9 protein-coding genes are annotated in these 12,913 nt (G+C 74.5%); 5 read left to right on the top strand and 4 right to left on the bottom strand.

From position 1 onward, the window contains the following. Positions 1-2 precede the first annotated feature (2 nt). From FHL80_RS17770 to FHL80_RS17760, 3 genes are all read left to right on the top strand, one after another. On the top strand, positions 3-239 hold the full coding sequence (locus tag FHL80_RS17770; RefSeq protein WP_138734707.1) for a hypothetical protein: 237 nt from the start codon (positions 3-5) through the stop codon (positions 237-239). Next, on the top strand, positions 239-1,555 hold the full coding sequence (locus FHL80_RS17765) for a glycosyltransferase family 2 protein (protein WP_138734706.1): 1,317 nt from the start codon (positions 239-241) through the stop codon (positions 1,553-1,555). Before FHL80_RS17770 ends, FHL80_RS17765 begins: the two co-directional genes overlap by 1 nt. Positions 1,556-1,780: 225 nt before the next feature. Beyond that, a complete protein-coding gene (locus tag FHL80_RS17760; protein ID WP_138734705.1) occupies positions 1,781-4,273 on the top strand; it encodes a DUF7402 domain-containing protein in 2,493 nt (830 codons plus the stop codon). A gap of 90 nt (positions 4,274-4,363) precedes the next feature. On the opposite strand, the gene FHL80_RS17755 is transcribed toward FHL80_RS17760, so the two are convergent. Together FHL80_RS17755 and FHL80_RS17750 are read right to left on the bottom strand one after the other, a co-directional pair. Further along, the gene (locus FHL80_RS17755; RefSeq protein WP_138734704.1) at positions 4,364-7,318 is read right to left on the bottom strand and encodes an acetoacetate--CoA ligase; all 2,955 of its coding nucleotides are present in this window, start codon (positions 7,316-7,318) and stop codon (positions 4,364-4,366) included. Next, positions 7,315-8,028, bottom strand: coding sequence for a 4'-phosphopantetheinyl transferase family protein (locus tag FHL80_RS17750; RefSeq protein ID WP_138734703.1), 714 nt, complete (start codon positions 8,026-8,028; stop codon positions 7,315-7,317). Before FHL80_RS17750 ends, FHL80_RS17755 begins: the two co-directional genes overlap by 4 nt. 224 nt (positions 8,029-8,252) lie before the next feature. On the opposite strand from FHL80_RS17750, the gene FHL80_RS17745 reads away from it, so the two are divergent. Continuing rightward, on the top strand, positions 8,253-9,896 hold the full coding sequence (locus tag FHL80_RS17745) for a lipopolysaccharide biosynthesis protein (protein WP_216870833.1): 1,644 nt from the start codon (positions 8,253-8,255) through the stop codon (positions 9,894-9,896). Positions 9,897-9,915: 19 nt separating this feature from the next. Here the strand turns inward: FHL80_RS17745 and FHL80_RS17740 are convergent, their stop codons facing one another. Next, on the bottom strand, positions 9,916-11,067 hold the full coding sequence (locus tag FHL80_RS17740) for a glycosyltransferase family 4 protein (RefSeq protein WP_216870832.1): 1,152 nt from the start codon (positions 11,065-11,067) through the stop codon (positions 9,916-9,918). Positions 11,068-11,242: 175 nt separating this feature from the next. On the opposite strand from FHL80_RS17740, the gene FHL80_RS17735 reads away from it, so the two are divergent. Next, positions 11,243-12,127 carry an alpha/beta hydrolase gene (locus FHL80_RS17735; RefSeq protein ID WP_138734700.1) on the top strand — a complete coding sequence of 295 codons (885 nt, stop codon included), beginning with the start codon at positions 11,243-11,245 and terminating at the stop codon, positions 12,125-12,127. Between the two features lie 31 nt (positions 12,128-12,158). On the opposite strand, the gene FHL80_RS17730 is transcribed toward FHL80_RS17735, so the two are convergent. Beyond that, positions 12,159-12,913: glycoside hydrolase family 16 protein (locus FHL80_RS17730; RefSeq protein WP_138734699.1), on the bottom strand; the 755-nt coding region annotated here is incomplete at its 5' end.

The raw sequence follows: 12,913 nt of genomic DNA, 5'->3' as shown, positions 1-12,913 counted from the left end.
CCATGCTCGACGCACTCGCCGGCTGGCTGGGGCTGGCCCTGTTCGGGGTCGCCCTGGTGCTCGCCGCCGGGCTCGAGGTGGCCGACCAGCTGGTCACCGCCGGTCGCGACCGGCACGACCGGCCCCGGCGCCGCAGGGGGCGGCGGATCCGGTGGCGGCTGCTGCACGTGGCCCTCGCCCTCGTCGTGCTCGCCGTCCTCGGGGCCACCGTGGCGCGCTTCTACGTGTACATCTGGTGATGGCCGGGACGTCGCTGCCCGGCCCGGGAGCCGTCGAGGCGACCTGGTGCGGTGAGCTCGAGCTGTCCGGCGGCCCGGAGCTGCGCGGGGTGAGCCCCTTCGGTGGCGAGGCGCACGCCCGGGTGCTGGTCCGGCTGCACGGTGAGCCGCTCGGCTACGTCACGGTGCCGGCCGGCACCGCCGGCGTGGACGCCGCCGCGGTGGCCTCCGACGCCCGCACCCGGTTCGGTGCCGCCGTCACCGCCCACCTGGCGCAGGAGCACCTCGTGGACGACGGCGGTCCGCTGCCCGCGGCGGGGGAGGGCTGCCCGAACCGGGTGGATTCCGACGTCCTGGTGTCGGTGGTGGTCTGCACCCGCGATCGGGCCGACCAGCTCGCCGGGTGCCTGGACCGGCTCCGGCAGCTGACGTACCCCCGGCTGGAGCTCGTCATCGTCGACAACGCGCCGCCGGACGACGCCACCCAGCGCGTCGTCGAGGCCGCGCAGCAGCAGGACCCCCGGTTCCGCTACGTGCGCGAGCCGCGGCCCGGGCTGTCCGCCGCCCGGAACAAGGGGCTCGCCGAGGCGCGCGGCACGGTGTTGGCCTACACCGACGACGACGTCGCGGTGGACCCGGGCTGGGTGCAGGGCGTCCTCCGGGGCTTCGCCCGCCGGCCCGACGTCGGCTGCGTCACCGGTCTGGTCTGCACGGCGTCGATCTCCAGCCCGGCGGAGGAGTACTTCGACGCGCGGACCTCGCTGTGGTCGACCCGCGTCGAGCCGCAGCTGTTCGACCTGCAGGGCAGCGGTCCGGACGACCCGCTGTACCCCTACGCGCCCGGCCTCTTCGGCACCGGCGCCAACATCGCCTTCGACCGGCAGCTGCTGCTGGACCTCGGCGGCTTCGACGAGGCGCTGGGAGCCGGCACCCGGACCCGGGGTGGCGAGGACCTGGACATCTTCGTCCGGGTGCTCCGGGCCGGCCGGGCGCTGGTCTACGAGCCGGCGGCCATCGTGTGGCACCACCACCGGGCCGACAACGACGCGCTGCTGGACCAGCTCTACGGCTACGGCACCGGGCTCTCCGCCTACCTGACCAAGTGCCTCGTGCAGCGGGACACGCGGTCGGAGGTCGTGCGTCGCGTGCTGCCCGGGCTGCGCCGTCGCCGGGCCATCTCCGAGGAGACGGCGGAGCGGCTCGGCAGCACGGCGGCAGCGCCGCCGGGGGCAGCGAGGCGGGAACTGCTGGGGCTCGCCGCCGGGCCGGTGCTGTACCTGCGCGCCCGCCGCTCGGCACGTCGAGCACCTTCCGTGATCGGACGCGCCGCTCCGTAGTTGTAACTGTCAGTTGCGGACACGCCGTGTCAGGCGGTGTCTGAGCGGTGTCTCAGTCCTGAACGATCCGTGGGCCTGGGCTTTTGGTGTGGTCGGTGACTACGGTGCGTTGCGGCCGGAGAATGGTCGATCGTGAGCAGTTGGAGGCAATGGGTGAGCAGGGCAGCATCGGCACGTCGGGGGCGCACGCGGTGGGAGGGCCCGCTGGGCTGCCTCGGCGGGCGCGTGTCCGGAGCCGGACGGACGGCGGGCGCACTGCTCGCGGCGACCGTCGTGGCGACCCTGGCGGCGGTGGGCCTCTCGGCCGCACCCGCCTCCGCGGCTGCGGGGTGCTCGCTCAACATCATCGCCCACCCGGACGACGACCTGTTCTTCATCAACCCCGCGACCCTGCAGAACGTGCAGTCGACCGGGTGCGTGAGCACCGTCTACGTGACCTCCGGTGACGCCGGCAGCGGCACGGGCTACTCGCGCAACCGGGAGGAGGGCGTCCGGAGGGCCTACGCCAACATGGCCAACACGGCCAGCACCTGGACGACGTCGACGGTCACCGTCGCGGGCAAGAGCGTCACCAAGTCCACGCTGGCCGGCAAGCCGAGCCTGGCGCTGTACTTCCTCCGGCTGCCCGACGGCAACCTCGACGGCAGCGGCACGGGCGCGTCGGGCTACACCAGCCTGCAGGACCTCTACTCGAACTCGATCGCCTCGCTGCGCACCGTCGACGCCCCGGTGCAGGACTACACCCGCACGCAGCTCATCAACACTCTCGGCAGCCTGATCACGACCTCGGGCGCGGCGACGGTCCGGACGCTGGACGAGCGCGGCGCCTACGGCGACGGCGACCACAGCGACCACTACACGGTGGCCCGCTTCGCGGTCGCTGCAAAGAACGCCGCCGCCCCGTCGATCCCGGTCATCGGCTACCTGGGCTACCCCGGGTCGGACCTGCCGGCCAACGTCTCCGGCGCGGACCTGACGAACAAGCAGAACGCCTTCCTGGCCTACGCCCCGTACGACTCGCAGATGTGCCAGAGCCTGGCCGCCTGCAACGCGCGGCCCGAGGGCACCTGGCTGCCGCGCCAGCACCTGTCCAGCGAGCTGCACCCGACCGACCCCGGTCAGACCGGCAACGCCGCGCTGACCGCGACGGCCACCGCCTCCTCGCAGAACGCCAACGACGGGCAGACGGCGGCCAAGGCCATCGACGGCGTCGTCGACGGCTACCCGGGGGTCGCCAGCCGTGAGTGGGCGACCCAGGCAGGCAGGGCGGGCAGCTGGCTGCAGCTGAACTGGCTGGAGCCGGTCCAGCTGGGCTCGGTCGTGCTGTACGACCGGCCGAACACCTCCGACCAGGTCACCGCCGCCACCGTGTCGTTCTCCGACGGCACCTCGGTGACGGTCCCGACGCTGGACAACGCCGGCGGCGCGACCACCGTGACGTTCTCCCCCCGAACCACCACCACGCTGCGGGTCACCGTCACCTCGGTGAGCGCCAGCACCAGCAACGTCGGCCTCGCCGAGCTGCAGGCCTGGACCGCCGGCTCCGGCCCGTCCAACCCGACCACCCCGCCGACGACGACGGCGCCGACCACCACGGCACCGACCACCACGGCACCGACGACCCCGCCCACCACCACTGCGCCGACCACCCCGAACCTGGCCACCAGCTCGACCGCCACGGCGTCCTCGGAGAACCCGAACGACGGGCAGACGGCGGCCAAGGTCAAGGACGGCGTGATCGACGGCTACCCGGGTGTCGTCACCGCCGAGTGGGCCACCCAGGGCGGCAAGGCCGGCAGCTGGGTCCAGCTGACCTGGCCGTCGGCGCAGACGGTCGACCGGGTCGTGCTCTACGACCGGCCCAACACCTCCGACCAGGTGACCGCGGGGACGCTGACGTTCTCCAACGGCACGACGGTCGCGGTGCCGACCCTCAGCAACGCCGGCGCCGGGGTCACGGTGACCTTCCCGTCCCGGTCGACGACCAGCGTGCGGCTGACCATCACCGGGGTCAGCGCGTCGACCAGCAACGTCGGGCTGGCCGAGCTCCAGGCCTACGGCGGCGGCTCGACGACCCCGACGACGACGACCCCGACGACGACGGCGCCGACCACCACCGCGCCGACCACCACCGCGCCGACCACCACCGCGCCGACCACCACGGCGCCCACGACGACGGCACCGACCACCACGGCGCCGACGACGACGGCACCCACCACCACGGCACCGACGACGACGGTACCCACCACCACGGCGCCGACGACGACGACGGCACCGACCACCACGCCGCCGGCCGCCGCGGTGAACCAGGCGCGCACCGCCACGGTGACGGCGTCGTCGCAGAACACCAACGGCGGCCAGCCGGCCACCAAGGCCATCGACAACGTCATCGGTGGGTACCCGGGCAACCCGGCCGCCGAGTGGGCGACCGTCGGTGGGGTCGCGGGCAGCTGGATCCAGCTGGCCTGGAGCTCGCCGGTGACCCTCGGCCGGGTCGTGCTCTACGACCGGCCGAACCTGGACGACCAGGTGACCGCGGCGACGATCACCTTCTCCAACGGGTCCACGGTCACCGTCCCGGTGCTGGACAACGCCGGTGGCCCGGTCACCGTCACCTTCACCGCCCGGTCCACGTCGACGCTGCGGGTCACGCTCACCACGGTGAGCGGAACGACCCGGAACGTCGGGCTCGCCGAGCTGCAGGCCTGGACCGCCTGATCGCCGGCGCGCCCTGGCTCCGGCCGGGGCGCGCCGTGCACACCTGACCGACCCCGGCCGGCCGCTGACCAGCGGCCGGCCGGGGTCGTCTCAGGAGGTGGCGCGCCGCACGGCCGCCGACAGCCGGCTGCCCAGCTCGCCGACGTAGCGGGCGGCCAGCAGGTCGTGGTGCGACCCGGCGGCCGGCTCCACGGTCAGGTCCGGCGCGGCCCGGCGCCAGACGGTGAGCACGTTCCCGGCGACCGGCACCCGCAACCGGGCCCGGAAGTAGGTGACCGGGCCGGCGTAGGGCGCCAGCCGGTGCTCGGCGAAGACCGCGCCCGAGCGGTCCAGCACCTGCCGGTCCGCCGGCTTGGAGTCCGGCCGGAACCGCTGCTGCAGCACCTCGCGCAGCGGTCGGTCGGCCAGCCCGGGCACGACCGCGCTCAGCTGGCCGGCCAGCTGGTGCGCCATCTTCTCCACCGGCCGCATCGCGGCCAGCGGCGGCAGGGTGTCCAGCAGGCCGAGGAACTCCACCGGGCGTCCCTCGGCGGCGCTGAGCCGGGCCATCTCGAAGGCGACCAAGCCACCGAAGGAGAAGCCGGCCAGGTGCAGCGGCGCGTCCTGCGCGGTGGTCCGCACGACCGCGAGGGCCTCGACGGCCAGCTCGTGCACCGACTTCGTCGTCCCGTCGGCGTGCAGCAGGTCGGCCCGGACGCCGTGCACCGGGCCGGTTCCGGTCACCTGCTCGGCGAGCGGCCGGTAGACCTCCACGTCGCCCCAGGCGTCGTGCACGAAGAACAGCGGCACCCCGGTCGGGTCGCCGGGCGCCAGCTGGACGACCGTGCTGCGCTGCCCGCTCCCGCGGCGGACCGCCGCGGCGACGCCCGGGATGGTGGGGTCGGCCAGGAACTGCTCGACCGGGACGTCCGCGCCCAGCTCCAGCTGGACCCGGCGCAGCAGGGTCATCGACTGCCGTGAGGTGCCGCCCAGGTCGAAGAAGTCGTCGATGCCGTCGTGCGGGTCGACCCCGAGCTCGTGCCACAGGTGCCCGACGGTCGCCAGCACCTCGTCGTCGGCGGGCAGCGGCTCGACCGCCGCGGCTCGCACGGCAGCCTCCAGCGCGGCGGTGATGCCGGCCAGCGAGCCGGGGTTGCGCAGGGCCGCGGTGTTCGCCACCGGGTCGCCGTTGACGGTGTCCCGGACCGCGCTCTCCGAGGTCTTGCCGCTGTGGGTCAGCGGCACCTCGGGGACGGCGAGGACCAGCGCGGGCACGTGCGCCGAGCCGGCCTGCTGCCGCAGCGTGCTGCGGATCCGGGTCTCCAGCTCCCCGTCGAGGACGGCGCCGGCGAGCAGCTTCACCAGCAGCACGAGCCGGGTGGCGCCGCGCTGGGTGGGGTGCCGCTGCTCGACGGCGACGGACTGCTCGATCTCCGGCAGCCCGCGCAGCACCTGGTAGATCTCGGCCGGGCCGATCCGGATGCCGTCGATGTTGAGCACGCCGTCGGAGCGCCCGTGCACGCGGAGGGTGCCGTCGGGGGCGAGGTCGGCGACGTCCCCGTGGGTCCAGACGCCCGGGTGCTGGGCGAAGTAGGCGCGGTGCAGCCGGGTGCCGTCGGCGTCCCGCAGGAAGCGCACCGGCCGGGACGGGAAGGGGCGGCGGCAGACCAGTTCCCCGGGCTCGCCGAGGACCGGGTCGCCGGCGTCGTCCAGCACGGCGACGTCCAGGCCGAGGCCGAGCGACTGGCTGCGCCCGCGGACCACCGGCAGCTCGGGGTGGCCGAGCACGAAGCAGCCGATGATGTCGGTGCCGCCGCTGATCGACTGCAGCGGCTGCGGGCCGACCGCGTCGGCGAACCAGTCGAACTGCCAGTCGTGCAGCACCGCACCGGTGGACAGCACCGCGCGCAGGGAGGGCAGGCAGACCGCGTCGGCGGGGCGGTAGCCGGCGTCCTGGCACAGCTGCAGGTGCGCGGGGCTGGTGCCGAACACGGTCACCTGCTCCTCGGCGGCCAGCTCCCACAGCGTCTGCGGGCCCTGCACCACCCCGTCGAACAGCACGATCGACGCGCCGACGGCGAGCGCCGACAGCTGCCAGTTCCACATCATCCAGGCGGTCGTGGTGTGGAAGTACAGCCGGTCGTCCGGGCGCAGGTCGCCGTGCAGCCGGTGCTCCTTGACGTGCTCGAGCAGGGTGCCGCCGATGCCGTGCACCATCGCCTTGGGCGGCCCGGTCGTGCCGGAGGAGAACATCACGAACAGCGGGTCGTTGAACGGCTGCCGCGGCCACTCCGGGCGCGGTGCCCCGGCGGGCAGCGCGGCGACCCGGTCGGCCAGCCGGCTCACCGACCGGCTCCCGGCCGACGGCAACGGCTCGTCGTCGAGCACGAGCACGGTGCCCACCGACGGCAGCTCGGCGAGCAGCTCGTGCAGGACGTCGCCGGCGTCCCCGGCCCAGCCCGGGCGCCCGCCGCGGTCGAGCAGCAGCAGGGTCGGCTCGACCTGGGTGAACCGGCCGAGCAGGGCGGCCGGCCCCATGTCCGGCATCGCCGAGGCCACCGCGGCGCCGAGCGCGGCGGTGGCGAGCGCGGCGACGACGGCGTTGCCGTTGTTCGGCGCCACGACGACGGCGCGGCCGCCGGCCGCGAGCCCCGAGGCGGCGAGCACCGCGGCGGCACCGGCCACGTCGTCGCGGAGCCGGCGCCGGGTCCAGCTCCGGCGGCCGCCATCACCGTGCACCGAGGTCAGGCAGACGGCGTCGTCGTCGACGCGGGGCAGCGGGCGGAGCAGGTTCTCGGCGTAGTTCAGCCGGACGCCGGGGAAGAACACCGCGCTCTCGACGTCGTCGCTGGTGCACACCACGTCCGCCGAGCCCTCCCAGGCCAGCTCGGACCAGCGCAGGAGACCCCGCCAGAAGTCCCGGGACGACTCGACCGACCAGGCGTGCAGGGCCGTCGCGGCGGTCAGGTCGCGATCGGTCAGGTCGGCCACCGAGGTGCGGAAGTCGGCCAGCTGGGTGCCGGCCGGCCGCTGCACGGCGTCGGTGGACAGGGTCACGCGGGTCATCGGTACCTCGTTCCTCGGGACAGCAGCTGCGGCACGGCAGCGGCCGGGCGGACGGCGAGGCTCGCCACCCACCCGGCGGGGACGGCGACCGGCGTCAGCTGCCAGTCGCTGATCGACCCGTGACCGCGGTGCGGCACGGGGGTGAGCACGGTGCGCGGGTCCCCGTGGAGACCGACGCCGAGGCCCTTCAACACGGCCTCCTTCTGCGTCCAGCACCTGGTGAGCGCCTCAGCCTGCTGGAGCACGGGCAGCGCCGCCAGGGCAGCCAGCTCGACCGGGGCCAGCCAGGCCTCCTCGGCCACCTCGGCGAGGGTCGCGCCGGCGACCCGCTCGACGTCGACGCCGACCCGCACACCGTAGGCGACCGCCACCACCCCGACACCGGCGCTGGCCGAGCAGCTGAGGTCCACGGTGGGGAGGAGCAGCCGGGGGCGTCCGGGTGGGGCCGCGAGCGGGACGGCAGCGGGGGAGAGATCGAGCACGTGCCCGGCGAGGGACCGGAGGGCCGCGCGGAGCAGCACCCGCCGGTCGCGGACGCTCGGTGAGCCCCGGTCGGCGTAGCAGAGCTCGGCAGGGGAGAGGAGCCGGCGGGCGGCCGCGACCTCGGCAGGAGGGACGACGAGGTCGACGCAGCGCACGCGCACGTCGCCGTCCGACCGGTCGGCCGGCGGGGCGAGGCGCCTCCGGGGCTCGACTGCCGGTCTCGTCACCCTGCGTAGCCTAGTTGGCGGGCGTTCGGTCCGGTGCCGGCCCCGTGGTGGCTCACCCGAAAGGGACGTGTCCTCGCCGGACGCGCCCGTGACCGCATACTCTCGGTCCGTCGCTGGCTCGCAGCCGGCGCTCCCGGACGATGCCGTCCGTCCAACGGGCCGCAAGGGCCCGAACACGGAGAGACACGAACACGGGCGCGAGTGCCCGTGCCGGAGGGAGACGCGTGGAGTTGCCAGGCGAGCCGGTCGCGGGCCGGGAGGCCCTGCACGGCGGGACCGGGCGGCACCGGGCCGGCGGGACCAGCCAGGGGAACGCCCGGGGTCCGCGGCCGTCCGACGACGCGCACGACCCCGCGGTCGCCTCCGACCCGGCCGACCGGTCCCTGTCCTCGGGCAGCCTGCCGCCCGACGGTGCGCCGCCGGCCCCGGAAGGGCAGTCGCTGTTCGGCCGCGGGCTGCTCTACGTCGCCGTCTGGTCGCTGCAGCTGCTCAGCGCCGTCGTCGTCTACCCGGTGCTCGCGCACCTGCTCCCGGCCGACGAGTTCGGCCGGCTCGCCTCGGGGATGGCGCTGAGCCAGGTCCTGGTGGTCCTCGCCGTGCTCGGCTTCGACCAGGCGGTGATCCTGCTCCGCGCCGAGACCGGCAGCGACCGGGCGGCCCGGTCGCTGATCGCGGCCGGCGTGGGGATCGGCGCGGTGGTCACGCTGGTCGCCGTCGCCACCGCCGGGCTGTGGAGCGACACGCTCGGCTTCGACGGCAACTCGTCGCTGGTGCTGGTCACCCTGCTGTGGACGCCGCCCTCGGTGGGCATCGTGCTGTCCTCGGTGATGCTGCTCAGCGAGGACCGGCTCAAGGCATTCTCCCTGGTCAACGTGATGTACGGCGTCGGTGGCCAGGTCGTCGGCATGCTGCTGATCGTGCTGCTGGACCGGCGGACGGCGATGACCTACGCGTTCGGCTACCTCGGCGCGCTGGTCGTCACGATGGTCATCGGTTTCGTGCTGGTCCGCCCGCGCTGGTCCGGGATCACCGACGTCCCGCTCGCGCGCCGCGCGCTGAAGCTCGGCGTCCCGCTGATGGTCAGCTCGCTGGCGGTCTACGTCCTCAACGCCGGTGACCGGCTGGTGATCCAGCGGGTGCTGGGCGCCGAGGAGGTCGGTCGCTACCAGATCGCCTACAACGTCGGGAACGTGGCGATCATCCTGCTCGGCATGGCCAGCATGGCCTGGGCGCCGCAGATCGCCGCCGTCCGGGACGAGGCCGCGCGCTGGGTGCTGATCGGCCGCTCCCGCGACGCGCTCATCCGGCTGATGGTGCCGGTGATCATCGGCCTGACCCTCGGTGCCCCGCTCGCCCTGGTGATCGCCGCACCGGCCAGCTTCGCCCCGGACGAACTGCTGATCGTGGTGTTCCTGGTCGCGGCCGCCGGCTTCCCGGTGCTCATCGGCAACGCCTCGGCCCGGGCGCTGATCACCCTGGAGCACACCAACAACCTGGCAGTGGCGGCCATCGTCGCCGCCGTGGTCAACGTCGTGCTGAACGTCGTCCTGCTGCCGGTGTGGGGGCTGGCCGGGGGGGCCGCGGCCACCATGGTGGCCTTCGTCGTGCAGACGGTGATGCACCGCCTCGCCCTGCCCAAGCACGTCCAGTGGCCGCGGATCCCCTGGAAGCTGGTGGCCGCCGCGGGTGCCGCGCTCGCGGTCAGCGCGCTGAGCACGCTGCTGCCGCAGGACACCGCCTGGAACCTCGGCCGGTTCGGCGTCGCGGTGCTGTGCCTGCCCTGGTTCCTGCACCAGCTGAAGATCGCCCGCGCCGGGGACACCGCCGGCATCACGGCGCCGGACGGCGAGCGCGCTCCCGCCGGCTGACCGACGGCCCCGCGGGGGCTCAGGCGGTGGAGCGGTGCGGTCGGCCGGCGTCGGCGAGGAGCTGCTCGATCCGGTCGACGTGCGCGGACCAGCCGAAGCGGGCCGTCGCCTCGGCGGCGCACCGGGCGCCGAGGTCCGGGGTGTCCCGCCGCCAGTCGAGCAGCTGGACCAGCCGGGTGGAGAACGCCTGGACGTCGGTGCGGGGGACCAGCAGGTCCGCCAGCGGGCCGGAGAGGATCTCCGGCACCCCGCCCACGGCGGTGGCCAGCACCGGGCGGCCGGACATCAGCCCCTCCAGCGCGACGCGGCCGAAGGACTCGGGCAGCTGGCTGGGGAAGAGCACCAGATCGGCGGCGTGCAGCAGCGGGACGACGTCACGCTGCGGCGGGAGCACGGTGGCCCGGCCGGCCGCGACCAGGTCGGTCACCCGGCGGCGCAGGGCGTCCTCCTCACCGGGCGGGAAGTCCCCGGCCAGCACCAGGTGGGCGCCGGCCAGCTGGTCGCCGGCGAGCTGCCAGGCATCGAGCGCCAGGGTCAGCCCCTTGGCCGCCTCCAGCCGCCCGTAGAACAGCGCGATCCGCGAGTCCTGCGGCAGCCCGAGCTGCTGCCGGGCCTGCGCGAGCTCCGCGTCGCCGCCGACCGGGTACTGCTCGGCGGGGACGGCGTTGTGCACGACGGTGACCCGGTCGGGGTCCAGGCCGTCACCGATCCAGTGCCGGCGCATGAAGTCCGACACCGCGATGAACTGGTCGACCCCGCGGGCGATGACCGGCGTGATCCGGCGGCTGGTCAGCGCGTGGTGCAGGTGCGTGACCAGCGGGGCGCCGGAGCGGCGGGCGGACAGCTGCCCCCACACGATGTGCTCGAAGCGCTGCAGCCAGACGACGTCCGGGCGCAGCCGGGCGGCCAGCGACGCGGTGGGCCAGGCGGTGCCGAGGATGGGCAGCGCGGTGACGGGGCTCGGCGAGAGCATCGGTTGCGGGCCGTGCAGCGTGATGCCGGCGGACTCGAAGTCCGCGCGCATGTTCGGCGTCCCGGGGCCCAGGAGTGCCGGCCCGTGCACCACGTGCACGTCGTGGCCGCGAGCGGCCAGGGCCCGGGACACCTCGAGGGTGTTCACCTCGATGCCGCCGACCCGCTCGAGGGTGAAGGCCTGGGTCAAGATCCTCACGAGGGGGTGTGCTCCAGGGTGCCGGGGGCCGTCTGGTCCGGCCACGCACAGCCAAGGTATCGGCTGGACCTGTCGGCCCGGTGTGGCTGTCGGAGACGCCACGCCTGCGGACCCCCGATGGGGTGATCCTGCCGTGCTGACGGGGGCTCCGGACCAGCGCGCTTACCCTGAGGTCATGCAGACCCTCGCGGACAGTGACCGAACCGGCGTGGGCGCGTGGCCGGACGGACCTCGGCGGCCCGCTCCCCGGCGGCCGGTGCGGGCCCTCGCCGGTTCGCTGGCCGCGCTCGCACTCCTGGTCGGCTGCGGGACCTCGGACTCGACCCCCGACCCGGACACCGCCGACGAGCCGCAGGTCGTGGAACTGGAGGTCGGCGGCCAGTCCGCGGTCGCCGTCGTACCGCCCGGCGACAGCCCCACGGGGCTGGTTCTCTACGTGCACGGGCACGGGGAGACCCACGACTCGCTGACCGAGGGGTCCGACCAGAAGCGGGTGACGGACCGGCTGGTGGCCGACGGGTACGTCGTGGCGGCCAGCGACGCGCACTTCGACGCCTGGGGCAACCAGGCCTCGCAGGACGACTACGTCGCGCTGGCCGCGGAGCTGAAGAGCCGGTACGACACCCCGCAGACGTTCCTGCTCGCCGAGTCGATGGGCGGGGTGGCCGCGCTGCAGATCCTGGCGGGGGACCTCATCCCCGACCTCGCCGGACTGGCCGGCATCTCGATGCTGGTCGACCCGACCGTCGCCGCGGACACCCAGTACGGCGAGGAGCTGCGGGCCGCGTACGGCGGGCAGCTGCCGACCGGGACGCAGAACCCGCTGGAGATCCCCGCCGAGCAGTTCGCGGGCGACCCGATCCGGCTCTACATCGCCCCCGAGGACAGCACGGTGGTCTACGCGGAGAACGCCGAGCCGTTCCTGGCGAAGCTGCAGGGCATCGCCGACATCAGCGCCGTCAGCTGCCAGGGCGGCCACATCGACCCGTCGTGCTTCCAGCCGGACGACCTCGCCGACTGGTTCGCCGCCAACGCGCTCGCCTCGGGGTCCGGCAACTGAGCCGGACCCCGGGGCGGTCAGCGGGGCAGGGTCAGCTGCGCGCCCAGGTGGCGACCCAGTCGATGTAGATGTGGCCGGCGCTGCTGGCGTTCGGGCGGCCGCCCTCGAGCTCGGTCTCGGTCTGCAGGACCCAGCGCATGGGGTCGGTCGGGATCGCCTTGGCGCTGTTCGTCGTCCACGACCTGCCGTCCATGGTGTAGGTCAGGCTGCCGGGCGCCCACTCGATGACCGCGGTGTGCCAGTCGCTCATCGCGGTGCCGGTGTCGACCGACCAGGCGTTGCTCGACGGGTTGCCGGTGGTGTCGTGGGCGAAGCCGGAGGCCTTCCCGCCGACGCTGCCCTCGGGGAAGTCCATCTCCCCGTCGGTCCAGTTGTCGCTGGCCGGCCACAGCAGCCAGGCGACCTTGTAGCCGGGGACCTGGTCCATCTTGAAGCGGACGGCGTAGCGGCCGTAGGTCTGGCTGGCGATCGGCGGCGTCAGGGCCATGACCTGCGCGCCGGAACCGTCACTGTGGAGGTACTTGTCCAGCAGCCCGTCGTGGACGCTGGTGGTGGTGGCGCTGTTGTACCGGCCGTTGCCGGAGGTGTCGGTGCCGCCGTCGTACCCGGCCCAGCCGCGGTAGGTGGATGCGAACGAGCCCAGCGGCGCGGCCTTGGTGAAGTCCTCGGAGAGCGTCTGCCGCCAGCCGGGCAGGTCACCGGTGGGGACGGCGGTGCCGCTGGAGACGACCGGAGCAGCCGCGGCGGGCGCCTGGGTGGTGGGGACCGGCGCCGGCGGGGGAACGG

Source organism: Modestobacter excelsi (assembly GCF_005930495.1).
GTDB classification, from domain to species: domain Bacteria; phylum Actinomycetota; class Actinomycetes; order Mycobacteriales; family Geodermatophilaceae; genus Modestobacter; species Modestobacter excelsi.
Note: the sequence above shows the minus strand (reverse complement) of the source record. Positions and strands in the feature narration are given on the sequence as shown.

What these genes read in the sequence shown, in the direction of transcription:
- FHL80_RS17770 (WP_138734707.1), top strand. Translation starts at nt 3, where the DNA reads ATGCTCGACGCACTCGCCGGCTGGCTGGGGCTGGCCCTGTTCGGGGTC.
- FHL80_RS17765 (WP_138734706.1), top strand. Translation starts at nt 239, where the DNA reads ATGGCCGGGACGTCGCTGCCCGGCCCGGGAGCCGTCGAGGCGACCTGG.
- FHL80_RS17755 (WP_138734704.1), bottom strand. Translation starts at nt 7,318, where the DNA reads ATGACCCGCGTGACCCTGTCCACCGACGCCGTGCAGCGGCCGGCCGGC.
- FHL80_RS17735 (WP_138734700.1), top strand. Translation starts at nt 11,243, where the DNA reads ATGCAGACCCTCGCGGACAGTGACCGAACCGGCGTGGGCGCGTGGCCG.